The following is a 24,695-nucleotide window of genomic DNA, read 5'->3' on the forward strand; positions in this document are numbered from 1 at the left end:
GAGCGACCTTTCAGGCAAGCGATGGAAACGGATTTTGCCCGAGCACCGACATGGCGACGCGCGGCAGCATGCCGGCCTCGACCAGCGCCTTTGCCTTCGCGAGGTCGTCGGCCATGTAGCGATCGGGCCCGAGCGCCGGCACCTGCTCCCGCAACGCGGCGATGACGGCAGCAAGTGCCGGACTGGTCAGATGCGGCAGACGCAGGCCGATGCCTTGCGCCGCGACCAATAGCTCGATGCCGAGAATGGCGGCAAGATTGTCCGCCATATCCGACAGCCGCCGCGCGGCATGCGCGGCCATCGAGACGTGGTCTTCCTGGTTGGCGCTGGTCGGCGTCGAATCGATCGAGCAGGGAGCCGCGCGCTGCTTGTTCTCGGCATAGAGCGCGGCCGCCGTCACTTCGGCGATCATGAAGCCGGAGTTGAGGCCGGGATCCGGCGTCAGGAACGGCGGCAGGCCGAAATTCAGGGCGGGATCGACCAGGGTCGCGATGCGCCGCTCGCTGATGGCGCCGATCTCCGACACCACCAGCGCGATCTGGTCTGCGGCAAAGGCGACCGGCTCGGCGTGAAAATTGCCGCCCGAGACGATCTCGCCACTCTCCACCAGGACCAGCGGGTTGTCGGTGACGGCATTGGCTTCGATGGTCAGCGTTCGCGCGGCCTGCGTGAGCACATCGAGCGCCGCGCCCGCAACCTGCGGCTGGCAGCGCAGGCAATAAGGATCCTGCACGCGCTCATCGCCTTCGAGATGCGACTGTCTGATATCGCTCCCATCCAGCAAGGACATCAGGGCCACGCCGGCTGCGATCTGTCCGGCATGCCCGCGCAACTGCTGGATCTCGGGGCGGAACGGCGCCGTCGACGCCATCGTCGCATCAACGGACAAGGCGCCCGTCACGAGCGCGGCGCAGGCGAGACGATGGGCGCGCAGCAAGCCGGCAATCGCATAGGCGGTCGAGAATTGAGTACCGTTGATCAGCGCGAGCCCCTCCTTCGGCCCGAGCGTCACAGGCGAAAGACCGACGGCCGCCAGCGCCTCCCGGCCCGGTACGGTCCGGCCATCGACGATCGCCTCGCCTTCGCCGATCATCACGGCCGTCATATGCGCCAGAGGCGCCAGATCGCCGGAGGCGCCGACCGAGCCCTGCTGCGGCACCAGCGGACAAACGCCGCCTGCCAGCATCGCCTGCAATTGCTCGATGATGTCCCGTCGCACGCCCGAAGCGCCGCACCCGAGCGAGATAATTTTCAGGGCCATCATCAGGCGCACGACCGGCTCGGGCGTCGCCGGGCCCACGCCGCAGCAGTGTGACACGATCAGATTGCGCTGAAGCAGCTCGGTCTGGTCGGCGGCAATGCGCGTCGAGGCCAGCTTGCCAAATCCGGTGTTGATGCCATAGGCGGGAACGTCGGCGCGCGCCGCCTTCGCGACGATCTGCGAGGCCGCCTCGACGCGCGGCCAGAACGAAGGCTCGAGCACGACGGATGCGCCCGCGAGCACCCGCGCCAGATCCTCGAGGCTGACCGTTCCTGGCGCTACGACAAGCGGGGCGTCCCCTTCCGTCATCGTCCCCTCCACACCCGGCTGTGCAACGGATTGAAGCCGATCCGGTAGACCAGCTCGGCGGGACGATCGATGTCCCAGATCGCGAGATCGCACCATTTGCCGGCCTCAAGCGTGCCGGTGTCATCGAGAAGGCCGAGCGCGCGGGCGCCTTCCCGCGTGGTGCCGGCAATGCATTCGGTGACCGTCATCCGGAACAGCGTCGCCCCCATGTTCATGGCAAGAAGCAGCGAGGTCAGCGGCGAGCTGCCTGGATTGCAATCGGTCGCCAGCGCCATCCTGACGCCATGGCTACGGAACTGCTCGACCGGTGGCTTCTGGGTTTCGCGAATGAAGTAGAAGGCCCCCGGGAGCAGGACGGCCACGGTTCCGGCCTTTGCCATCGCCGCCGCACCGGCGCCGTCGCTGTGCTCCAGATGATCGGCGGAGAGCGCGGAGAAATCTGCGGCAAGCGCCGCGCCCCCGAGATTCGACAGCTGATCGGCGTGGAGCTTGACCCGTAGTCCCACTGCTCTTGCGGCACGAAAAATCCGCGCCGTTTGCTCAGCAGAAAACGCGATGCCTTCCATGAAGGCGTCGACCGCGTCGGCAAGCCCGGCCTGCGCCACCGCCGGAAGCATCTCGTTGCAGACCAGATCGATGTAGCGGTCCTTGTCGCCATCGGCCTCCGGCGGCAGCGCGTGCGCGCCGAGAAACGAGGTGCGGATCGCGAGCGGCCGCTTGGTGCCGAGGTGACGCGCGGCGGAAAGCTGCCGCATCTCGGTCTCGGTGTTGAGGCCGTAGCCGGATTTGATCTCGACGGTCGTCACACCCTCGCCGATCAGCGCATCGAGCCTCGGCAGCGCGCCGGCGACCAGTTCGGGTTCGGTCGCCTTCCGCGTCGCCGCGACCGTCGAGACGATGCCGCCACCGGCGCGTGCGATCTCTTCGTAGCTTGCGCCCTTCAGCCGCAACTCGAATTCATGCGCCCGGTTGCCGCCATAGACGAGATGGGTGTGGCAATCGACAAGGCCGGGCGTGATCCAGCGCCCCTCGCAATCGATCCGCTCGGTCGCGTCGGCATCACCTGGGAAGTCCGATTGCGCGCCGGCATAGACGATGCGGCCATCGCGCGCTGCGATCAGGCCGCGCTCGAGCTCGCCGAGATCGGGACGATCACCGCGCATCGTGGCCAGCCGGGCATTGTGCCAGATACGGTCGAAGCGCTCAGCCATGCGATAGTCCCTCGACTCGGGATGCTTGACAGATATGTCTAGACATATAATCGTGTCGACGTTCTGTCCAGCCGGCTGGAAACATGACCCGACTGCATTTCACTTCCGCGCTGTTGCCCACGGGCTGGGCCGATAACGTGCAGGTGGTCGTCACCGGCGACACGATCACGGACGTCGCGGCCGGGGTCGCGCCTGATACCGCCGACGAACGCCGCCCAATCGCGGTTCCCGGACTGGCGAGCCTCCACAGCCACGCGTTTCAGCGCGGCATGGCCGGGCTTGCCGAACTACGCGGCAACACGACCGATACATTCTGGACCTGGCGCGAGACGATGTATCGCTTCGCGCTGGAGATGACGCCGGACGATGTCGCCGATGTCGCAACCCTGCTCTATGTCGAGATGCTCGAGCAGGGCTTTACCCGCGTCGGCGAATTTCACTATCTCCATCATGATCGCGACGGATCGCCCTATGCCAACCCTGCCGAGATGGCCGCGCGAATTGCGGAAGCCGCCGGGACCGCCGGCATCGGCCTCACGCTGCTGCCGAGTTTTTACGCGCATGGCGGCTTTGGCGGCGCGGCGCCACATGCCGGCCAGCGCCGCTTCATCTGTTCGGCCGATCAGTTTGCCGCACTGATGAACGCCTCGCGCGAGATCATCGGCAGATTGCCCGGAGCCAATATCGGCATCGCGCCGCACAGCCTGCGGGCCGTAGCGCCGGACGAACTGGCGGCGATCATTCCCCTCGCCGAAGCAGGCCCGATCCACATCCACGCCGCCGAACAGGTTAGAGAGGTCGACGATTGCCTCGCCTGGTCCGGCCAACGGCCGGTCGAGTGGCTGCTCGAACATGCACCGGTCGACCAGCGCTGGTGCCTGATTCACGCGACCCACACCACGGCATCCGAAGTCGCCGCGCTTGCCCGCACCGGCGCCATCGTGGGCCTCTGCCCGGTGACGGAAGCAAGCCTCGGCGACGGTATCTTCCCTGCCCGCGAATTCCGCGACGCAGGAGGCCGGTACGGCATCGGCACCGATTCCAACGTGCTGGTCGGCATCGCCGACGAGTTGCGCCAGCTCGAATATGGCCAGCGGCTCAAGCACCGCGAACGCAATGTGCTGTCCGGAGCTCCCGGTGCGTCGACCGGCCGTGCGCTATTCGACGGCGCGCTGGCGGGCGGCGCCCGGGCGCTGGCGCAGAACACAGTGGGACTGCAACCGGGTGCACGCGCCGACATCGTCACGCTCGATCTTGACCATCCATCGCTGGCCGGACGCCGCGGTGATGCCGCGATCGACGGCTGGATTTTCGCGGCAGGCAGCGGCGCGATCGATTGCGTCTGGGCCGGCGGCAGCAAGGTCGTCGAAGGCGGACGGCACCGGCTCCGCTCGAAAGCGCGCGACCGTTTCAACGCGGCGGTGCGGAGGCTCGTGGCATGAGCCTCACGGCTGATCGCGGCAAGGTCGAGGCGGCGGACCGGCCGACGCTCTACAAGCAGATCCGGCACGACATCGAGACATCGATCCTGACCGGCGAATGGCCGCCGGGACATCGCATTCCGTTCGAGCATCAATTGATGGCGCGCTATGGCTGCTCGCGCATGACCGTGAGCAAGGCGCTGTCGGAGCTCGCGCAAGCCGACCTGATCGAGCGACGGCGGCGGGCCGGCAGCTTCGTCCGCCGCCCGCAGCATCTGTCGGCGGTGCTCAAGATATCAGACATGCGCGCCGAGATCACCGCCCTCGGCCGCAGCTACGGCTACCAGCTTTTTCGTTGCGTGCGCCGCGCCGCGACATCAGCCGATTGCGCCCGCCTCGGCGTGCGCAAGACCGGCAAGGTGGTCGCGATTGCCTGCCGGCACAGCGCCGACAACGTGCCGTTCGCCATCGAAGACCGGCTGATCGATCTCGATTCCGTACCGGAAGCCACGACCGCCGATTTTGCGGTCGAGCCACCCGGCTCATGGCTGCTTCATCATGTCCCATGGACGGAAGCCGAACATACGATCAGCGCCGTTGTGGCGGACGAGCGCACGGCGGCTGCGCTGGGCGTCGCCATCGGCGCGCCCTGTCTCGTGATCGACCGCTACACATGGCGCAGCGCACGCACGCTGACCGCGGTGCGCTTGCATTATCCCGGCGACACGCACCGTCTTGTCGCTCGCTTCAAGGGAGGCTGAGAATGTCGGATGCGGCACAATTCATGCAACAGATCCTATGCAACACGAATCGCGCGCCGCGGGTGATGCGACAACCCGCCGCGGCGGATGCAGAGATCAACAGGGTTCAATCGGCAGTTAAGAGGAAGACAATCATGCGTAGCTCCAAACTCATGACCGCAATCATTGCTCTCGTGGTGTCGGCACCGGCATTCGCCGACGACGTCAAAGTCGGCGTCGGCATTTCCGGATGGACCGGCTTTGCGCCACTGACGCTCGCCAAGGAAGCCGGCATCTTCAAGAAGAACGGCCTCGACGTGGCGTTGAAGAAGATCCCGCAGAAGGACCGGCATCTCGCCATTGCCTCCGGCGACATCCAGTGCGCGGCGACGACGGTCGAGACCTGGATCTCCTGGAACGCCAATGGCGTTGCGACCAAGCAGATCTTCCAGCTCGACAAGAGCTATGGCGCCGACGGCATGGCCGTGCGCACCGACATCGCCGCGATCAAGGACCTCAAGGGCAAGACGGTCGCGGCGTCAGCGCCGGGTACCTCGCCCTATTTCGCGCTGGCCTGGATGCTCAAGAAGAACGGCCTCACGGTCAAGGACGTCACCGTGGTCAATCTGGAGCCGGCCGCCGCCGCACAGGCCTTCGTCGCCGGCCAGAACGATGCCGCGATGACCTATGAGCCTTACCTCTCCACCGTGCGCGCCGCACCGGACAAGGGCAAGATCATCGCGACGACGTTGGATTACCCGATCGTGATGGATACGTTCGGCTGCACACCGAAATTCCTGACCGACAATCCGAAGGCCGCGCAGGCCCTGGCCGACAGCTATTTCGAGGCGCTGGACATGATCGCCAAGGATCAGGCCAAGGCCTACGAGATCATGGGCGCCGACGTGAAGCAGTCCGGCGAGCAGTTCGGCAGCTCGGCGAAATATCTGCGCTGGCAGGATAAGGCCGCCAACCAGAAATTCTTCGCGGGCGACTTCCTCGCCTTTAACAAGGAGGCCGCAGACCTCCTGCTCGAGGTCGGCATCATCAAGGCCGCACCTGATGTCAAGGACCTCTTCGACGCGAGCTACATCAAGTAGACGCACGCACGAGCAGCCGGTTCGGCCGTGCGGCATCGCGGGGCCGAACCGGGGCACGATCGACAATCATCCGGATACATAGTGCAATGCGGCCTCTCGATCCCGTGACATCGAAGCAACGCGTGGTTTACGGCCTCGCGTTCTTCGTGTTGTTCGTTGCGCTCTGGGGCTGGGCAACCTTCGGCGGTCATGTGTCGAAGACGTTCCTCGCCAACCCGCTGACCATGGTGCAGGAGGGCTATGAACTGCTCGCGAAACAAGGCTTCCTGTTCGACATCGGCATGACCGTCTGGCGGGTCGTCGGCGGCTTTGCGCTCGCCGCTATCATCGCGGTGCCGCTCGGCCTGCTGATGGGCGCCTACAAGCCGGTCGAGGCCTTTCTCGAACCCTTTGTCTCCTTTGCGCGCTATCTGCCCGCTTCGGCCTTCATCCCGCTGTTGATCCTGTGGGCGGGCATCGGCGAATTGCAGAAGCTGCTGGTGATCTTCATCGGTTCGGTCTTTCAGGTCATCCTGATGGTCGCGGTCACCGTCGGCGGCACGCGGCGCGATCTGGTCGAGGCGGCTTATACGCTCGGCGCCGGCGACCGCGGCGTCATCCGCCGCGTGCTGCTGCCCTCCTCGGCTCCCGACATCGCCGAAATTCTGCGGCTGGTTCTGGGCTGGGCCTGGACCTATGTGATCGTGGCCGAGCTGATCGGCTCATCGTCCGGCATCGGGCACATGATCACCGACAGCCAGGCACTGCTCAACACCGGCCAGATCATCTTCGGCATCATCGTCATCGGCCTGATCGGGCTCATCTCGGACTTCCTGTTCAAGGCGTTCAACGCCTGGCTGTTTCCGTGGAAGCTGGCATGACCGCGCTCAGGATCGATCAGGTGTCCCGCATTTTCCTCGCGCGCGCCGGCCGTGCGCCGACCCGGGCGCTGGAACCGACCGATCTCACCGTCGGCGACAATGACTTCGTCACCATCCTCGGCCCCTCGGGCTGCGGAAAATCCACCCTGCTCCGCATCGTCGCTGGGCTCGACCGGCCGACCAGCGGACGTGTCATGCTCGACGGCCGCGAGGTGACCGGTCCCGGTGCCGATCGCGGCATGGTTTTCCAGTCCTACACGCTGTTTCCCTGGCTGACGGTGCGCGAGAACATCGCCTTCGGCCTGCGCGAGCGCGGGGTCTCGCAAACCGAACGCAACAAGGTCGCTGACCGGTTCATCCGGCAGGTCGGACTGTCCGGCTTTGAAAATCATTGGCCAAAGCAGCTCTCCGGCGGCATGCAGCAGCGCACGGCGATTGCGCGCGCGCTGGCGAATGATCCCAAAATCCTGCTGCTCGACGAGCCGTTCGGCGCGCTCGACAATCAAACCCGTGCATTGATGCAGGAGATGCTGCTCGGAATCTGGGAGCGCGACCAGAAGACGGTGCTGTTCGTCACCCACGACATCGAGGAAGCGATCTTTCTCGGCAGCCGCGTCGTCGTCATGAGTGCCCGTCCGGGCCGCATCAAGGCGGAGATCGCCGTCGATCTGCCGCATCCCCGCTCCTACAAGATCAAGACGGCGCCCGAATTCGTCGCTTTGAAGGAGCGGCTGGTCGAGGAAATCCGTACCGAGGCCTTGAAGGTGACCGCCGAAGCCTGACGATCACGCGGCGGAGGCCGGCGTCTCCGGCAGCGCCTCGAGATGACACGCCACCCACTGATTGTCTCCGGCCAACCGCAGCACCGGCTCCTCTGCCTTGCAACGATCGAACACGAATGGACACCTGGTGTTGAACCGGCAGCCGCTCGGTGGGTTGATCGGGCTCGGCACGTCACCCTTCAGGATGATCGGGTTTCTGATAGCGTCAGGCTCCGGCACCGGCACGGCCGAGAGCAAGGCCTTGGTGTAGGGATGCCCCGGCGCGGTGAAGATTTGCTGCCGCGGCGCCATCTCGACGATCTTGCCGAGATACATCACGGCGACCCGGTGTGTCATATGCTCGACGATCGCCAGGTCATGGCTGATGAAGAGCAGCGCAAGACCGAATTGCTGCTGCAGATCCTGCAGCAAATTGACGATCTGGGCCTTGACCGAGACGTCGAGCGCCGACACCGCCTCGTCGCAAACGATCAGGTCAGGCTCCGCCGCAAGCGCGCGGGCGATTCCGATGCGCTGGCGCTGACCGCCGGAGAATTCGTGGGGCCGCCGGTTCAGCGCGTCGCGTGGCAGGCGCACGGTGTCCATCAGCGCGACAACGCGCGCCTCGAGGTCGGCAGAGGATTTGGCGAGACCAAAATTGCGGATCGGCTCGGCCAGGATATCGCGCACGCGCATCCGCGGATTGAGACTGGAGAACGGATCCTGAAACACCACCTGCACGCGGCGGCGCATGACGCGCAACCCGGCAGGTGAAGCATCGTCGATTCGTTGGCCATCAAGCACCACCTGGCCGGCGGTGATGTCAAACAGACGCAGGATGGCCCGACCGACCGTCGACTTTCCGCAGCCGGATTCACCGACAAGCGACAGGGTCTCGCCACGTTTGACCTCGAAGGACACGCCATCCACAGCGTGGACCAAACCGGAGCTGCGGCCGAACAGGCCGCCGCGAACCGGGAAGTGCTTCTTGAGGTCGTTGACCTGGAGCAGCGGGACGCTCATGCCGCGGCAGCTTCTTTGGCAGCGTAGTGGCACGCGGCGATGTGGCCGGGGCCCTTCTCTTCGAGACCCGGCGCGACCTGACGGCAGAGATCGGTCACGAGCGCACACCGCCCGGCAAACACGCAGCCCACGATCGCCTTCTTGAGGCTGGGCACTTGTCCGGGGATCTCGGCAAGCCGCCGCGCGGTGCCGCTGAGGGACGAGCCGAGCCTGGGCACCGCACCGAGCAGGCCCTGCGTATAGGGATGGCGGGGGGAGCGGAACAACTCGGCCACCGGCGCTTCCTCAACCTTGCGGCCGGCATACATCACCATGACGCGCTCGGCGATCTCGGCGACCACGCCGAGATCATGGGTAATCAGGACGATCGCCGCACCGACGCGGCGCTTGAGGTCCAGCATCAATTGCAGGATCTGCGCCTGGATCGTGACGTCCAGCGCCGTGGTCGGCTCGTCGGCAATCAGGAGCTTTGGATTGCAGGCGAGCGCCATGGCGATCATCACACGCTGGCGCATACCCCCCGAGAGCTGATGCGGATACTCGCGCACGCGCCGCGCCGGCTCCGGGATGCCGACCAAATTCAGCATCTCGATAGCGCGTGCCTCCGCGGCCTGCTTGTCCAGCCCTTGATGCATCCGCAACGTCTCGCCGATCTGGCGGCCGACGGTCAGCACCGGGTTGAGGCTCGACATCGGTTCCTGGAAGATCATCGAAATGTCGTTGCCGCGGATGGTGCGCATCTCGCGCTCGGAGAGTTGCAACAAATCCCTTCCCTGGAAACGGACCACACCCGCGATCTTGCCCGGGGGCTCGGGAATGAGCCGCATCAACGACATCGAGGTGACCGACTTGCCACAGCCGGATTCGCCGACGATCGCCAGCGTCTCGCCTTCGTCGACCTGAAAGGACACGCCGTCAACCGCGCGGTTGATCCCGTCGGGAGTCCGGAAATGGGTCTGCAGATTCTCGACTTCGAGCAATGCCATTGGATCAAAACCCTCGCCTGGCCTACAGGCTCTCTACAGGCTCTTGGCCATCCGCGGATCGAGCGCATCACGAAGACCGTCGCCGAGCAGGTTGACGGCGAGCACGGTGACAGACAGGAACGCGGAAGGAAAGAACACGATGTAAGGCTTGACCTGCCACAGCGCCCTGCCCTCGGCCATGATGTTGCCCCAGGATGGAATGGTCGGCGGCGTACCCGCGCCGATGAAGGAGAGAATGGACTCCACGATCATGGCACTGGCGCAGATATAGGTGGCCTGGACCAGCATCGGCGCCAGCGTATTGGGCAGGATGTGACGCACGATGATCATCGGCGTTCGCGTTCCGGAGGCGACGGCGGCGTCCACATAAGGCTGCTCGCGCAGCGACAGCACCACGCTGCGCACGAGGCGCGTAACGCGCGGGATCTCGGCGACGGTGATGGCCAGGATGACGTTGCCGACGCTGCCGCGCGTCAAGGCCATCAGCGCAACCGCGAGCAGGATCGGCGGTATCGACATCAACCCGTCGATGAACCGCATCAGGATGCCGTCGGCCCACCGCACGAAGCCCGAGACGAGGCCGATGGCAAGACCTGCGAGCGAGGCCAGGATTGCCACCGAAAGGCCAACGGTGAGCGAGACCCGCGCCCCGTAAAGCACGCGTGAATAGATGTCGCGGCCGAGCATGTCGCTGCCGAACCAGAAATCTGCGGAGGGCGCGCGTGTCCGCTTGGCAGGCGCGAGCGCCGTCGGGTCGACGGTCCCGAGATAGGGCGCGAAGATCGCGATCAATACCAGGCAGAGCAGCAATGCGCCACCGATCGCAACGGTCGGATGGCTGCGGAGAAAGCCTGATACGCCGTGCCGGATTTTCACCGGCTGCAGCAGATCAGGCAGCTGCGGCGCGATCACGAGGCCGGGCGGCAGGGCTGCGGTGCTGATGCTGGATACGGTCAATAGCGGATCCTCGGGTCGACCAATGTGTAAATGACGTCAACCATCAGATTGACGATCACGTAGAGGAAGCTGAACAGCAGCACGATGCCCTGGATGACCGGATAGTCGCGGCGCAGGATCGCGTCGATCGTCAGCCGGCCAAGGCCCGGGATCGCGAACACGCTTTCGGTCACCACCGCGCCGCCGATCAGCAGGGCAATGCCGATACCAATCACCGTCACGATCGGAACAGCGGCGTTCTTCAGCGCATGAACGAACAGGATGCTGGGCATGCCAAGGCCCTTGGCGCGGGCGGTGCGGATGTAATCCTGCTGCAGCACTTCGAGCATCGAGGCCCGGGTAATGCGCGCAATCAGCGCGATGTAGACGCAGCCGAGCGCGACCGACGGCAGGATCAGATTCTGCAGCCACGGCCAGAAGCCCTCGGCCAGCGGCGTGTAGCCCTGCACGGGAAGCCACTCGAACTTGAGCGCGAACACGTAGGCGAGCACGTATCCGACCACGAAGACGGGAAGCGAGAAGCCGAACACGGCGAACGCCATGATGGTGCGATCGATCCAGCTGCCCGCTTTCCACGCCGCCACCACCCCGAGCGGGACCGCGATAAGGATCGTCAGCAGCAGCGTGAGCACCATCAGCGAGAGCGTCGGCTCGATGCGCTGCGCGATCAATTTCGAGACCGGCAGGCTGGTAAAGATCGAGGTGCCGAGGTCGCCATGCAGGATGTGCCAGAGCCACGAGCCAAACTGCACCAGGAACGGCCGGTCGAGACCGAGGCTCTGGCGAATCCGTTCAACGTCGGCGGGACTGGCCTGATCGCCGGCGATCACCACCGCCGGATCTCCCGGCGCAATGTAGAGCAGACTGAAGACGAACAGCGCGACGATTGCCATCACGGGCAGCGTCGAGAGAATGCGCCGCAGGATATACGAGACCATGTCGGTTTACCGTGCCGTTATGCGGTCTTTGACACGCCCCAGAAGAACGGCAGCGGTCCCTTCGTGACACCGGAGACGTTCTTGCGCCATGCTGTGTAGGCGAGGAAGAATCCGGTCGGCGCATAGACCACGTCATCGAGTGCGGCCTTGTTGAGATTATTGATCGCGGCCTTCTCCTCATCGAGATTCTTGGCGTCGAACCATGCCACGACATCCTTCTCCACGGCCTCGCTCGACGGCCAGCCGAACCACGCCTTGTCGCCGTTGGCGCGAATGGCGTTGTAGGGCGCGGGATTGATGCAGTCCGCGCCGGCGTGCCAGGTGTGGAACATACTCCAACCGCCCTGCCCCGGAGGCGTCTTCACGGCGCGGCGGGAGCCGACCGTGCCCCAATCGGTCGCGACGAAATCGACATTCATGCCGAGCTTCTTCAGCAAATCCGCGGTGACGTCGCCCTGCGCCTTGGTGATCGGTTGATCCTGCGCCACCAGGCAGGTCACCGGCTGGCCTGCATAGCCGCTCTCGGCCAACAGCTTCTTGGCCGCGTCGAGATCGCGCTTGCCTTTGAGGATCTCGCCGCCCGCCTCCGAATAGACGGCGTGCCCGGCGTGAAGAAGCCCGGCAGCGCCTTCCAGAGGGAGGTGTCGTCCCCAACCAGCGCCCGCATGTAATCTTCCTGGCTCATCGCCATCAGCACGGCACGCCGCGCCCTCACGTCGTTGAAGGGCGGATAGAGGTGGTTCATCCTGAACGAACCGACATTGCCGAGCGGGTCGGCGATGTCGACATTGATGTTGCGGTTGCTCTTGAGCACCGGCACGAGATCGGTGATCGGACTCTCCCACCAATCGACCTCGCCGTTCTGCAATGCGGCCGCTGCCGTGGCGGGATCCGGGATGACCACCCATTCCAGGCGGTCGATCAAGATCTGCTTGCCGCCGGCGAGCCAGGACGCCTTCTCCTGCCGCGGCACGTAGTCGGTGAATTTCTCGAACACCGCCTTAGCGCCGGGGACCCACTCGGCCTTCGCGAACTTCATCGGCCCCGAACCGACATAGTCGGTGATCTGCTTGAACGGATCGGTCTGCGCGATGCGCTCCGGCATGATGAAGGCAATCGGCGTGTTGTTCTTGCCGAGCGCATAGAGCAGCTTCGGATAAGGCGCCTTCAGCACCAGTTTGAAGGTCTTGTCGTCGACGGCGGTCAGTTCCTGCTGGATCGCCTTGATCATCAGCCCCATTGGGTCGCGGACCGACCAGCGCGCGATGCTTGCGACCACGTCCTTGCTGCGCACCGGCTCGCCGTCGTGGAACTTCAGCCCCGGCCGGAGGCGAAAGGTCCAGGTCAGCCCGTCATCGGTGACTTCCTCGGACTCGACCATCTGGCGCTGCGGCTGCAGCGTCGCGTCGACGCCGTAGAGCGTGTCCCACACCAGCGCGGCGGCGTTGCGCACGACATATTGGGTCCCCCAGATCGGGTCGAAATTCGCGAGGTTGGCCTGGGGCACGAAGCGCAAGGTGCGCGCCGCAGCCCCCTGGGAAAGGGCCGGCATCGAAACACCGCCGGTCGCCGCCAGGCTGCCCACCCCGGCCAATCCTTTCAACAGGGTCCTGCGATCCATGAAACTCTCCAAGCGTCGGGTTGATGTGGCGATTCCGTCCGTTTCAGAGGCCGGGGGTTCGGCGCCAGGTGAGGTGAAACGGACGGTCGGATCGATGATGACTGATTATTTTGCGTGCAAATGGTATGCCAGCGCGGTCCACGGCGCCAGCGGCGGGTTGGCGCGGCGGCAACGTCGGGGCAAATTCGATCGGGCGCATTTTCAATGTGATCACATGGACTTGCGGGCTCCAATCAGGCGCCCACCGACACCTGCGACAAAGGTATGTTGTCGATCGGGACGTTATCCGGAAGGCTCGACGCTGACGACGCCGTCGATCAGATTGAGGCCGAGCAGGAATTCAGAACTGAAGTCCGTGCGCAACAGCGGCTCGACGACAATGCCGCGCGCCAGCTCCGCGGCCTCGTCGCGACGCGCGGCGACCGCCTGCTCGATCGATACCGCCTCGAAGCGGAACGTCGTTCCCGGCCTCGCCTGCGCCAGCCGGCCAAGATCGGGACCGATGACGGTGGCAATCTTCGGATACCCGCCAGTCGATTGACGATCGGCCATCAGAACGATCGGGCGGCCATCTCCCGGCACCTGGATCGCACCCATCGCGATCCCGTCGGAAACGATATTGTAGCCGCGTGCATGCGTCAGTCGGGGTCCGTCGAGAAAACACGCCATGCGATCGCCCTTGGCCGAGACGGTCCATGGCCCGGCCAGAAACGCTGATATCTGATCATCGGCGAAGTAGTCCTGTTGAGGACCAAGCACCACACGAACCGCATCGATCGGGCGGTCGAGCCAGGGCGCGATGATGGCGCCCGGCGACGGCGCTGACGACCCCGACGGTTCGATTCCGAGGCGATCGCCGGCGACGACCGCCCGTCCGTTCACGCCGCCGAAGCCGGTACGGGTGTGGGTGGCGTGCGAGCCAAGCACTTTTGGCACGGCGAAACGGCCCGCCACCGCCAGATAGCACCACGAGCCGCCACCCCCGGCGCGAATTCTCAGGACCGCGCCTTCATCCAGGTTGAGAACCATCGCAGGCGGCAGCGGCTTGCCGTCGAGGCTGAGCGTAAACTCGCCGCCGGCAACAGCAACATGGAGCGGCGCGGATTGGGCGGTCACTTCGACACCACCGACGGAGACTTCGAGCGCGGTGGCGCCGGCGGGATTGCCGACGGCCAAATTTGCGACAGCATGCGCCAACCGATCCATCGGACCTGCCGCGGTGACGCCAAACCGCAGATAGCCGTGACGGCCAGCATCCTGCAGCGTCACGCCCGGTCCGGCGGAGACGACGCGAAGGATCGCTTCCGGCGCGACAGCAATCATGCGGCACTCTTGCGGGCGACGATCTCGCCGCTCGCCGCGCGCTGCTCCAGATCCCGAAAAGTCGACAGATCGATCGGGTCGAAGCGCAGCATATCGCCGGCCTGGATCAAAAAGGCATCCTTGCGCTCGGCTGCGTAAAGACGCTCCGGAGTCCGGCCGATGACGTACCAGCCGGTTGGCATCACGAAAGGCGCGACAACGCAGAGGCCGCCGCCGATCAGCACTGCACCTGCGGCATGCGGCGGCCTGGGTGCTGGACGGCGCGATATCTTCAGCGCCTCCGGCACACCGCCGAGATAGGGCTGGCCCGGCGTGAAGCCGCACATATAGACCCGATAGGTCGCCTTCACGTGCAAGGCGACCGCTTCGTCCCGGGTCAGCTTGAGCAGCTGCGCCGCTTCGTCGAGATCCTCGGCCAAAGCCGGATCGTAGCAGCAGGGCAATGTCCAGATGGTAGATGGGCCACGCCCTTCCACGGCGGCTTCCATCGCACGGCGCACGGTGGCAACCAGTGTCTCCCTGTCGATCTCCAGAGGTTCGTAGTGGATCATCAACGAGCGGTAGGTCGGTACGAACTCGCGCGTTCCCGCAGGAGGATCGGCCCGCAATGCCGCATCGAGGCCAAGCACCCTGTCGTTGATCGCGGGATCGACGGTCTCGCCGAACTGGACGACCAGCGCGGCTTCTCCTGCATCGAGGAAACGCGGATCGGACAACCTAGGCGCTGGATCGAGATCGGCGTGACGTCTCATGTCGCAACTGGGCGGAATGGCCTCAAAGCAACACCGGCTTGTTCCAGACGTTCACGAACGCAGCGGGCGGTCGCGACCGCATAGTCGGAATCGCCATGGACGCAGATCGAGCGGATCGGTGTCGGCAGACGCTTGCCGCCTGCCGTGATCACCGCCCCGGTTTCGACCATCTCAAGCACGCGCGCGGCGGCCTCCTCCGCACCTTCGATCATCGCTCCAGGCTGACCGCGCGAAATGAGTTGCCCGGTGTCGGTGTAGCCGCGATCGGCATAGATTTCCTGATAGACTTCGAGACCCGCGGCGTCGGCGGCCGCGACCATCTGCGTCAATGCGATGCCGAGCACGGCCAGGCTTGGATCGACCGCGCGCACCGCCCGCGCCACCGCATCGGCGACGCCGCGTTCCTCGCAGGCAATGTTGCCGAGCGCGCCGTGGGTCTTCACATAGGTAATGCGATGGCCGGCGTAAGCCGCAAGCGCGCTCGCTGCGCCGATTTGATAGGCCACAAGCCTTTCGATCTCCCCGTTGGAGAACGGAAGGCGGCGGCGGCCGAAGCCCCACAGATCCGGGAATCCGGGATGGGCTCCGACCGCAACGCCGCGCTCGCGGGCGATGGCAAAGGTCCGCGCCATCACCTCGGGATCGCCGGCATGAAGCCCGCACGCCACATTGGCCGAGGTGACGATGGCGAGCATGGCGTCATCGTCGCCGCAGCGATAGGTCCCAAAACCCTCGCCAAGATCGGAATTGAGATCAACGGACGGCATGATCGCCTCCTTGAGGTTTTTGACGCCGGTCAGACGTTCATCGGCCAGAGCGGTTCGGCAAGCGCGACCGCCGCCGGAAAGATCGTGACGAACGCGCCATTAATGTACTGGACCAGCACCGGATCGGCATCCACATTCTGCCCGTCGGCTTCGAATTTGACGCGCTTCCACGGCATGATGGTCTGCTCGCCGGGAATGTCGGTCGCCGCCAGCGCCTCGCGAATCTTGTCGCCGTCAGTCGACCTGGCGCGATCGATCGCGTCGGCGAGAACCAGCAGCCCCATCAATTCACGCGAGGTGCTGTCGTTCAGGTCGCGGCTGGAACGCGCCTTGAACATATTGTTGACCTTGAGAACGCTCGGCCGTTTCTGGGCCATATCAAGCGAGAAGCTCGCGCGCGAGATAATGCCGGCTGCCTTGTCGCCGACGGCGTCGAAAAATGCCTTGTCGGAAAAGCCGCTCGCCTGGGCGACGATATTCTTGGGCTTGTAGCCGAGTTCACCCATCGTCCGCATCAGGAGGATCGCATCGGTGATATAGCTCGACGGCATCAACACGTCGGGATCGGCAGCCTTGATCTGCTGCACTTCAACACCCAGCGACGGCGAGTTCGATTTGTATTTGATGTCGGCGACGACCTTGTAGCCGCGCTCGGCCGCCAGCTTGCGCTGGGTGTTCGATGAATCGGTCCCGAAGATCGTGTCCTCGAAAAACAGGCCAACAGTCTCGACCTTCTTGCCCTTCGCTTTCTGAGCGTCGAGAAAATCGAACATCGCGGCCGAGAACATCTCGTCCTGTGCGGCCGGACGGAAGAAGAACTTCAGCTCGTGGCGCGCCAGGCTCGGCGATGAGGAATCCGCACACAGGAACGGCAGGCCATAGCGCTCGGCGACCCCACTGACCGTCGAGGAGACGGACGACAGATAGCAGCCGATCAGGGCGCAGGCCTTCTCCTGGGTGATCAGGCGCTCGGCCTCCGCGCGGCCCTTTTGCGGATCGGACTGATGGTCGGCGAACACCAGCCTGATCTTCGCATTGCCGAGCCCGGCCAGGCCCGCGTTCTTTGCGGTGGGCAAATCGAGATCGTAGGAATTGTTGACGATGTCAGCTGCCGTTTCCATCGCATGGCGGGCATCGATACCGACTTGCGCGTTCGCACCCGACATCGGGAACAACACCCCGATGACAACGTCCTGACCGGCCTGAGCAATCGCGGGCCCCGCCACGCCTGACAGCGCCGCGAAGGACAGTATCGACGCTCCGCTCATCAGCACTTGCCTGCGATTCATCCGATTGCTCCTCTGTGTGGGCTTTCGCCCGTCGGTTCTAACTTTGAAAGCCCGGCATTGGTGATGTCGTCAGGCGGCAAGCGCAACGCTGGAACGCCGATCGGCGGCCAGTTCATGCAGCACCTTGGCGACGTCCTTGATCTGGTTGGCCTCGAGATCCCGCAGCGGCGGGCGGACCGAACCACCGTCGAAGCCGCGCAGGTTCATGGCAGCCTTGGTGGTCTGCGGCTGCCCGAACTCACGTGCGAGCGCCCGGAACGGGTACCAAAGCCGGTGCAGGTCGCGCGCGGCCCCTGCGTCACCGGCCTCCAGCGCCCGATAGGCCGCCAGAATCAGTTCAGGCAGCGCGCAGCTGTTGGTCGAGCTGATGCCGTCGAATCCGCACATCATCGGACCGAGGAAGGCCAGGTCGGATGCGCAGAACAAGCGGATTCGTCCGCCGATCCGGTTCGCAATCTGATCGATCGCCGTCGGAGCCAGGTCGCCCTGCTTCACGCCGACCACACCGGGAATATCGGCGAGCTGCTCCAGCGTCGACGGCGACAGGGTGATGCCGATGCCGGGCGCATTGTAGACCAGCACCCCGGTCCGCGAGCGCGGGGCCATGTCGCGAAAGAACGCTACGATCTGCGAATCTGTGACCTCAGAGACGAAGGGCGGGGTCACCATCGGCAAACCGCCGAGATCGCCGGCGAGCGACGTCAGTTCATTGACGGTGCGGACATCGGAGCCCGCACTGCACAGCATCACCGGTACGCGATCGCCGACAATGTCCATGACACGGAGGAACAAGTCGGCCCGCTCCTCGCCCGACATCGCCGGAAACTCGCCATAAGTGCCGCCGATCAGGACGCCGTCGAAGCCGAGGCTGATGACCCGTTCGATATTCCGCGCCAGGCCGGCATAGTCGAACGCGCCATCCGCCTTGAAGGGCGTGATCGCGATGTTGAACAAGCCTCGCAATCGCGCGTGGCACTCGGTGACGTCTTTCATAATCGCGGGTCCTTCAGGTGCCGGTGGACCTTGGCAGCGACGAACGGATCAGCCGTCGAGCCTTGCCTGACAGTCAGTCAGCATTGTTTTATTGATGCTTAATGTACAATCCTTGTGGTACCCTTCGTCAAGCGCGATTGGCAGGCAGCCGGTGCTCAAGCCTTTTGCAATTCCGTCTTGCCTGGAAACGCACCGGTAGGCGATTGTACTGTCCGTAACCCACGGTACTTTCATGATGACCTCTCGGATATCTCGTTAGCCCATGGCATCTCCCTCCCGTCAGAGCAGCTTCCATCTGGCCAACCAGCTTCTTGACGTCATCCGCGACGCCAGGATGGAGCCGGGCCACCATCTGCGCGAGCAACAGCTCGCAGATCTGATCGGCGTCTCACGCACACCGATCCGCTCGGCACTGGAGCTGCTTGCCGAGCGCGGCATCGTCGAGACGCGGAAGAACCGCGGATACTTCGTGCGAAAACCGTTCGACTCGTTGCATCGCATCGAGATCGAGGTTCCTTCGACCGCCGACGAGAGGCTCTACCAGCTTCTGGTTCGCGACCGCCTCGACAACGCTGTTCCGAATTCCATGACCCAAAGCGAAATCGCGCGCCGCTATGGCATCGACCGGGCCGCGCTGACGCGCACCCTGTCGCGGCTCGCCGAGGACGGTTTGATCGCGAGGAACAAGGGTCACGGATGGACCTTCCTTCCAACGCTCGATTCGGTGGTCTCGCTCAAGGCCAGCTACCAGTTTCGCCTCACGCTCGAACCTGCCGGTTTCCTGCTGCCGACATTCAGGCCGGATCTCGCGGCCATCGAACGGATGCGGCTGCAACATTTGTATCTGATCTCGCATCCCGACATCGCGACGGTCAGCGGCGCGCAACTGTTCGAGACCGACGCAGCGTTCCACGAAATGTGTGCCGAGTTTTGCGGCAACGCCTTCTTCGTCCAGGCGGTCCAGCACCAGAACCGGCTGAGACGGCTGCTGGAATTCGGCAGTTACGTCAACAGCCGCCGGGTCCAGGACTGGTGCCGCGAGCACGTCGCGATCATCGAGGCGATAGCGGCAGGCGATTTCGCTCAGGCGTCCGCCAAAATGCGCATGCACCTTGAACACGCCCTCGCCGCGGCACCATCTGCGCAAGAGAACGGCAAGTGACGGCCAGCATCGGCACGTAGCCGCGCACATCGCGTTCAGCGACATCAATTCACGGCTGCTGCAAATATAGTCTCGATATGCGGCACGGCTTCGACCAGCTCTCGTGTGTAGTCGGTCTGCGGATTTTCGAACATGGCCCGGCTTGCGCCCTGCTCGACGATATGGCCGTTTCGCAGAACGATGGTGCGATCGCACATCATGCGAACAACGTTGAGGTCGTGACTGACAAAGAGAAAGGCGAGGTCGTCCTCCCGCCTCAACCGATCGAGCAATTGCAGCACCACCGCCTGGACCGAGACGTCGAGCGCCGCCGTCGGTTCGTCCAGCACCAACAGCCGCGGCCGGCACGCGATCGCCCGCGCGATGCCGACGCGCGCCTTCTGGCCGCCGGAGAGCTGATGCGGAAAACGCGCCAGCAACTCGACCGCCAATCCGACGCGCTCGGCGCACTCCTCGACCCGCTGCCGCAGCGCGGCGCCGGCGCGCAGGCCGCCGAGCCGCGTGAGCGGATGAGCGATGCAATCGAAGGCGGTAAAGCGCGGGTTGAGGCTGTCGTTCGGATCCTGAAAGACGATCTGGATATCCTTGCGAAACGGTGACCGGTGAAAATCGCGGGCCGGGATATGGCCGATCGCTTGGCCCTCGAACGATATCTCTCCCTCGCTCGGATCGATCAGCCGGCAGATCATGCGCGATGTCGTGGTTTTGCCGGAGCCGGATTCGCCGACCAGACCTACGCTCTCGCCGGCCCTGATCATCATCGAAAAATCCGCGACCGCCGCCGCCCCCTGATCGAAACGCTTCGCGAGTTTGTGCACCTCAAGCAGCGGCGGCGTGCCCGGCGCTGGCGGCGGTCTGGGTGCGACCTTGATCGCAACGGAGCGTCCGCTCTCCTCGTCCGTCACCAGATCCGCGATCCGGGAACTCGCCGTCGGCGACGCCGCCACCAGGCGCTTGGTATAGGCGTGCTGCGGAGCGTGGAATAGCGTCCTCGGTTCGGCCTCCTCGACCAGGCGGCCCTGCTCCATCACCACGACGCGGCGGCAGTAACGGGCGGCGAGACCCAGATCGTGGGTGATCAGGATGGTCGCCATGCCGCGTTCGGCTGATATCCCGGCCAGCAGTTCCATTACCACCTTCTGCGTCGTCACGTCGAGGCCGGTGGTCGGCTCGTCCGCGATCAATAGCGCCGGGTTGCAGGAAATCGCCATCGCGATCATCACGCGCTGGCACATGCCGCCGGAAAGCTCATGCGGATAGGCCGCCATGCGTTTCTCGGGCTCGCGAATCTGCACCGCCCGCAACAGCTTCAGCGCCTCGGCGCGCGCCTCATCGCGTGACATTCGTTTATGGGCCAGAATAGCATCGGCAATCTGCTCGCCGACGGCACGGATCGGATTGAGCGCGGCGCGCGGATTCTGGAAGATCATCGCCATCGCGGTGCCATGCAGGTTGCGGGCGTCGCTACCCGACATCTTCGTGATGTCCTGGCCGCGAAACAGAATGTTGCCCGCCGTGATCCGCCCAGCGACATCGAGCAGCCCCGTGATCGCAAAGCCGGTGACGGATTTGCCCGAGCCGCTCTCGCCGACGAGGCCGAGCATCTCGCCCTCACCGAGCGACAGCGATACGCCGCGTACCGCCTCGACCAGGCCGCGCCGCGTCGAGAAGGTCACGTGCAGGTCGTTCAATGTCAGCAGCGAATGGATCATGTTCGCATGCGGGGGTCGAGGATATCGCGGATTCCATCGCCGAGCAGGTTGAAGCAGAGCACTGCCAGCATCAGCGCGAGGCCGGGAAAGGCGACCAGCCACCACTTGCCGGTCGAAATGAATCGCGCGCCCTCCGCCACCATGATGCCCCATTCCGGCGTCGGCGGCTTGACCCCGAGCCCGATGAAGGACAGCCCGGCGGCGTTGAGGATCGCCCAGCCGAGATTGAGCGACATTTGTACTGCCATGGCCGGCAGCACGTTCGGCAGCAGGAAGCGCAGCACGACGGAGATGTGGCTGTCGCCGCAGGCGCGCGCCGCCTCGACCCAGCCGAGATTGCGGCGGACATTCACCTCGGCCCGGGCAAAGCGGATGTAGAACGGCAGATTGATGATGGCGGTCGCGATGACGATGTTCTCGACCCGGTTACCGAGCGCGGCGACCATCGCCATTGCCAGCACGAACAGCGGAAAGGCCATCAGCACGTCGACGAAACGACCGACGGCACGATCGACCCGGCCACCGGCATAGCCGCAGATCGCGCCGATCACGGCGCCAAGCGCGAACGAGATTCCGACCGCCGAGACCGCAATCGCAAGGTCGAGCCGGGTCGCCACGATGAGACGGCTAAAGACGTCACGGCCGAGCTGATCCGTGCCGGCGATATGGGCCGCGCTCGGCGGCGACAGCGCTTGCGATACGTTCGAGACGATCGGGTCGTATGGCGCGATCCATGGACCGAAGATGCCGACGAGTGCAAGCAGCACGACGCCGGCGGCAGCAACGCCCGTGAGCGGGTTGCCGCGCAAGATCCAGCCGGCATGGCGAAGCGTCGCGCTGGTCATCCGATTGTCACCCGTGGATCAGCGATACCGTAGAGAACATCCACGACCAGATTGACGATCACGAAGACGCTCGCCATCAGCAGCACGAAACCTTGCACCGGTGCATAGTCGGACGAGAGCAGCGCATCGAGCGCATAGGACGCGACGCCTGGCCAGGAGAACACCTTCTCCACCAGCACATTGGCGCCGAGCATGGTCGAGAACACGATGCCGGTGATGGTGATGACCGGCAGGATGGCATTGCGCAGCGCATAGGTGACGACGACGCGCCACCAGGGAAGGCCGACCGAACGCGCGGTACGGATAAAGTCGCTGCCAAGCGAGACCAGCATTGAGGCGCGCGTGATGCGCGCCAGCGGCGCGATCACGAACAGCGCCATGCTCAACGCCGGCAGGATTAGTTGCCGGAAGGCGGCCCACCATCCCTCGATATCGCCGGCGAGCAGGAAATCGATCAGCAGGAAGCCGGTCCGCGACGGCGGCAGCGATGCGAAGATATCGACCCGGCCGGTCGGGTCCGGCGCGAGGCCGAGCAGGTAATAGAACACGTAGATCAGCAACAGGCCGGAAACGAAGGTCGGCACGCAGACGCCGAGCGCGCAGAACAATCGCACGCCGTGGTCGATGATCGAGCCCGGCCTCAGCGCCGCGAGCACGCCGAGCGGCACCGCCGATACCAGTGCGATCAGCAGTGCAGAAAAGGTGAGCTCGAGCGAAGCCGGCAGCCGCGCGCGCAGATCGGTCGTGACCGGCTGCCCGGTCGTCATCGACCGGCCGAGGTTGCCGCAACCGACATCGTAGAGATAGAGCATCAGCTGTTCGGGCACCGGCTTGTCGAGGCCCATCTGCTTGCGGATGACCTCGATCTCCTCCTTGCCGGCATTCGGCCCGGAGGCGAAGAACACCGCCGGATCGCCCGGCAGCACACGCATCAGCAAGAACGTGAAGACGAGCACGCCGAGCAGCACCGGGAGCGAGGACAGGAAACGCTTTCCCGCCCTGGCCATGGTTACGCCGAAAGCTGCCATCCCGCCGGCCATTACTTGCGACTAAGATCGCGGTAATCGACCTGGCGGTGGAACTGATAGGTGTATCCCTCGATCGAAGGCGCCATCACGGCGTCCTGGTTGGGCTGCCAGAGCGGTATCTGCGGAATCTCATTGAAATGGATGGCGTTGAGCTTCCTGCCGTCTTCCTCGTATTTGGCCTTGTCAGGTTCGAAACGGGCTTCCTGCGCGATCGCCACCAGCTCGGGATTGTCGATCGACGAGTAGTTCCAGCGTTGATTGCCGGTATAAAAATTGCGGTAGAAATAATCGGTCGAGGGCAGCCAGGCGACGATGCCCTCGGTGAAGAAGGGAAGCTTCTTCTCATTGATCTGCGTCGACATCTGCGCATCCGGCAGCTTCTGGATATCGACCTTGATGCCGATCTTGGCGAGCGATTCCTTGATCAGCGCAGCCATCGGCTCGGCGGTCGACGCCTGACCGACGTTGAAGCTGAACGTGGTCGAGAACCCGTCCGGCAAGCCCGCCGCCTTGAGATAATCCCTGGCCTTTTCAAGGTCGAGCTTCACCGGTTGTGGAATTGGGTAAGCACCGCTCGTAGGCTTTCCATCCGCCCAGGTCGCGCCGAATAGCGGCGCCCCGCGGCCGAACAGTGCTGCCTTGAACATGTCATCATAAGGCAGTGCGAAAGCGACCGCGCGGCGCACATTGACGTTGTCGAACGGTGGAATCAGATTATTCATCGAAACGAATGTGACGGCATTGTATTGCGGCGTCGAGATCACTTTCAGTTTGCCCTTGGCCTCGAGCGACTGGACGTCGCTGGCCTGCAGATCGATGACGATATCGGCATCGCCACGCTCGACCAGATTGGCGCGGGTCGCCGGCTCCGGCACCGATTGCACGATGATCCGCTTGAAGGACGCCGACTTGTCGGTCGTGCCGCGGTTCCAGGCGTCATTGCGGATCATGGTCACCTGTTCGCCCGGCTTGAACGTTTCGATCTGATAGGCGCCACTGCCGGCAGTGTGCTCCTTCAGCCACGCCGTCGCCCAGGGATCGTCGGCGGTGACATGCTCCTTGGCGACCTTGGCGTTGATGATGATCGGATAGACGGTGGCGAGATTGGGCAACGCAAGCTTGTCCGGTTTCGGCAGCGTCACCTCGAACGTCAGGGGATCGACCACCTTGAATTGATCGGCTGACGTCATCGACCCCGTAAGCAATTGCGCCTTGCCGAGGACCGGCGCCGTGACGGCACGGTCAAGCGACCATTTCACGTCCTCGGCGGAGACCGGTGTGCCGTCCTGGAACTTGGCGTCCTTGCGCAGGTGAAAGGTCAGCTTCAGGCCATCGGGGCTGACATCCCAGGATTCGGCGAGTTCACCGGTGATCTTGTCGAGATCAAACACCCATTTGCCGTTGAGCTGTTTGTGGCCGAACGACACCAGCCGGTCGTAGGTCGAGAGGCTGACCGCAAAGGCTTCACGCGTCGACCCTGGAATATTCGGGTCCAGCGTATTGACCGTTGCGCCGGTCACATAACGCAGCGTTTCAGCCCGCGTTTGCGCCTGCGCCGATACGGCCAGCAGCGAAAACACGGCAAAGGCAACTACCGAAAGCAGACGCTTCGATCCGGTAACGCTCATCGATCGTA

General features: G+C 64.3%; 21 protein-coding genes and 1 pseudogene. 6 read left to right on the forward strand and 16 right to left on the reverse strand.

Annotated features, from left to right (window positions below; all coding sequences use genetic code 11):
- Positions 1 to 10: 10 nt before the first annotated feature.
- Together hutH and hutI are read right to left on the reverse strand one after the other, a co-directional pair.
- On the reverse strand, positions 11 to 1,570 hold the full coding sequence (gene hutH, locus UP10_RS37760; protein WP_044592181.1) for a histidine ammonia-lyase: 1,560 nt from the start codon (positions 1,568 to 1,570) through the stop codon (positions 11 to 13).
- Positions 1,567 to 2,781 carry an imidazolonepropionase gene (gene hutI, locus UP10_RS37765; RefSeq protein WP_044592182.1) on the reverse strand — a complete coding sequence of 405 codons (1,215 nt, stop codon included), beginning with the start codon at positions 2,779 to 2,781 and terminating at the stop codon, positions 1,567 to 1,569. The genes hutH and hutI overlap by 4 nt, the downstream gene beginning before the upstream one ends.
- A gap of 83 nt (positions 2,782 to 2,864) precedes the next feature.
- Here hutI and UP10_RS37770 point away from each other — a divergent pair, with 83 nt between their 5' ends.
- From UP10_RS37770 to UP10_RS37790, 5 genes are all read left to right on the forward strand, one after another.
- Positions 2,865 to 4,223, forward strand: coding sequence for a formimidoylglutamate deiminase (locus UP10_RS37770; protein ID WP_044592183.1), 1,359 nt, complete (start codon positions 2,865 to 2,867; stop codon positions 4,221 to 4,223).
- A complete protein-coding gene (gene hutC, locus UP10_RS37775) occupies positions 4,220 to 4,963 on the forward strand; it encodes a histidine utilization transcriptional repressor HutC (protein ID WP_044536806.1) in 744 nt (247 codons plus the stop codon). Before UP10_RS37770 ends, hutC begins: the two co-directional genes overlap by 4 nt.
- A 134-nt stretch (positions 4,964 to 5,097) precedes the next feature.
- A complete protein-coding gene (locus UP10_RS37780; protein ID WP_044536807.1) occupies positions 5,098 to 6,042 on the forward strand; it encodes an ABC transporter substrate-binding protein in 945 nt (314 codons plus the stop codon).
- Positions 6,043 to 6,128: 86 nt separating this feature from the next.
- Complete coding sequence (locus tag UP10_RS37785; RefSeq protein WP_044592184.1) at positions 6,129 to 6,902, forward strand: ABC transporter permease; 774 nt, start codon at positions 6,129 to 6,131, stop codon at positions 6,900 to 6,902.
- Positions 6,899 to 7,684: an ABC transporter ATP-binding protein gene (locus tag UP10_RS37790; protein WP_044592185.1), complete on the forward strand. Its 786-nt coding sequence runs from the start codon at positions 6,899 to 6,901 to the stop codon at positions 7,682 to 7,684. The genes UP10_RS37785 and UP10_RS37790 overlap by 4 nt, the downstream gene beginning before the upstream one ends.
- Positions 7,685 to 7,687: 3 nt before the next feature.
- Here UP10_RS37790 and UP10_RS37795 read toward each other — a convergent pair whose 3' ends face one another.
- The 10 genes and pseudogenes from UP10_RS37795 to UP10_RS37840 form a co-directional block, all read right to left on the reverse strand.
- Positions 7,688 to 8,686: an ABC transporter ATP-binding protein gene (locus UP10_RS37795; protein ID WP_044592186.1), complete on the reverse strand. Its 999-nt coding sequence runs from the start codon at positions 8,684 to 8,686 to the stop codon at positions 7,688 to 7,690.
- Positions 8,683 to 9,672 (reverse strand): ABC transporter ATP-binding protein, encoded by a 990-nt coding sequence (locus tag UP10_RS37800; protein ID WP_044592187.1) that lies wholly within the window; start codon positions 9,670 to 9,672, stop codon positions 8,683 to 8,685. The genes UP10_RS37795 and UP10_RS37800 overlap by 4 nt, the downstream gene beginning before the upstream one ends.
- Before the next feature lie 33 nt (positions 9,673 to 9,705).
- On the reverse strand, positions 9,706 to 10,629 hold the full coding sequence (locus tag UP10_RS37805; protein WP_044540013.1) for an ABC transporter permease: 924 nt from the start codon (positions 10,627 to 10,629) through the stop codon (positions 9,706 to 9,708).
- A complete protein-coding gene (locus tag UP10_RS37810; RefSeq protein WP_044592188.1) occupies positions 10,626 to 11,567 on the reverse strand; it encodes an ABC transporter permease in 942 nt (313 codons plus the stop codon). The genes UP10_RS37805 and UP10_RS37810 overlap by 4 nt, the downstream gene beginning before the upstream one ends.
- Positions 11,568 to 11,584: 17 nt before the next feature.
- Positions 11,585 to 13,188: pseudogene (locus tag UP10_RS37815) on the reverse strand (ABC transporter substrate-binding protein).
- A 282-nt stretch (positions 13,189 to 13,470) separates the two neighbouring features.
- On the reverse strand, positions 13,471 to 14,511 hold the full coding sequence (locus tag UP10_RS37820; RefSeq protein ID WP_044592189.1) for a 5-oxoprolinase subunit C family protein: 1,041 nt from the start codon (positions 14,509 to 14,511) through the stop codon (positions 13,471 to 13,473).
- On the reverse strand, positions 14,508 to 15,263 hold the full coding sequence (locus UP10_RS37825) for a 5-oxoprolinase subunit B family protein (RefSeq protein ID WP_044592190.1): 756 nt from the start codon (positions 15,261 to 15,263) through the stop codon (positions 14,508 to 14,510). The genes UP10_RS37820 and UP10_RS37825 overlap by 4 nt, the downstream gene beginning before the upstream one ends.
- Positions 15,260 to 16,030: a 5-oxoprolinase subunit PxpA gene (locus tag UP10_RS37830; protein ID WP_044592191.1), complete on the reverse strand. Its 771-nt coding sequence runs from the start codon at positions 16,028 to 16,030 to the stop codon at positions 15,260 to 15,262. Before UP10_RS37830 ends, UP10_RS37825 begins: the two co-directional genes overlap by 4 nt.
- 29 nt (positions 16,031 to 16,059) lie before the next feature.
- A complete protein-coding gene (locus tag UP10_RS37835; RefSeq protein ID WP_044592192.1) occupies positions 16,060 to 17,319 on the reverse strand; it encodes an ABC transporter substrate-binding protein in 1,260 nt (419 codons plus the stop codon).
- 69 nt (positions 17,320 to 17,388) lie between these two features.
- Positions 17,389 to 18,312: a dihydrodipicolinate synthase family protein gene (locus tag UP10_RS37840; RefSeq protein ID WP_044592193.1), complete on the reverse strand. Its 924-nt coding sequence runs from the start codon at positions 18,310 to 18,312 to the stop codon at positions 17,389 to 17,391.
- Positions 18,313 to 18,574: 262 nt separating this feature from the next.
- Here UP10_RS37840 and UP10_RS37845 point away from each other — a divergent pair, with 262 nt between their 5' ends.
- Positions 18,575 to 19,474, forward strand: coding sequence for a GntR family transcriptional regulator (locus tag UP10_RS37845; protein WP_044592194.1), 900 nt, complete (start codon positions 18,575 to 18,577; stop codon positions 19,472 to 19,474).
- A gap of 44 nt (positions 19,475 to 19,518) precedes the next feature.
- Here the strand turns inward: UP10_RS37845 and nikE are convergent, their stop codons facing one another.
- Genes nikE through UP10_RS37865 form a run of 4 tightly spaced genes read right to left on the reverse strand, consistent with a single transcriptional unit; the run spans position 19,519 to position 24,687 of the window.
- The gene (nikE, locus tag UP10_RS37850) at positions 19,519 to 21,186 is read right to left on the reverse strand and encodes a nickel ABC transporter ATP-binding protein NikE (RefSeq protein ID WP_044592195.1); all 1,668 of its coding nucleotides are present in this window, start codon (positions 21,184 to 21,186) and stop codon (positions 19,519 to 19,521) included.
- On the reverse strand, positions 21,183 to 22,031 hold the full coding sequence (locus tag UP10_RS37855; RefSeq protein WP_044592196.1) for an ABC transporter permease: 849 nt from the start codon (positions 22,029 to 22,031) through the stop codon (positions 21,183 to 21,185). Before UP10_RS37855 ends, nikE begins: the two co-directional genes overlap by 4 nt.
- Positions 22,028 to 23,059 (reverse strand): ABC transporter permease, encoded by a 1,032-nt coding sequence (locus UP10_RS37860; protein WP_156180649.1) that lies wholly within the window; start codon positions 23,057 to 23,059, stop codon positions 22,028 to 22,030. The genes UP10_RS37855 and UP10_RS37860 overlap by 4 nt, the downstream gene beginning before the upstream one ends.
- A gap of 11 nt (positions 23,060 to 23,070) precedes the next feature.
- The gene (locus UP10_RS37865; RefSeq protein WP_044592198.1) at positions 23,071 to 24,687 is read right to left on the reverse strand and encodes an ABC transporter substrate-binding protein; all 1,617 of its coding nucleotides are present in this window, start codon (positions 24,685 to 24,687) and stop codon (positions 23,071 to 23,073) included.
- Between the last annotated feature and the right edge of the window lie 8 nt (positions 24,688 to 24,695).

This window comes from Bradyrhizobium sp. LTSPM299, assembly GCF_000938235.1.
Taxonomy (GTDB): domain Bacteria; phylum Pseudomonadota; class Alphaproteobacteria; order Rhizobiales; family Xanthobacteraceae; genus Bradyrhizobium.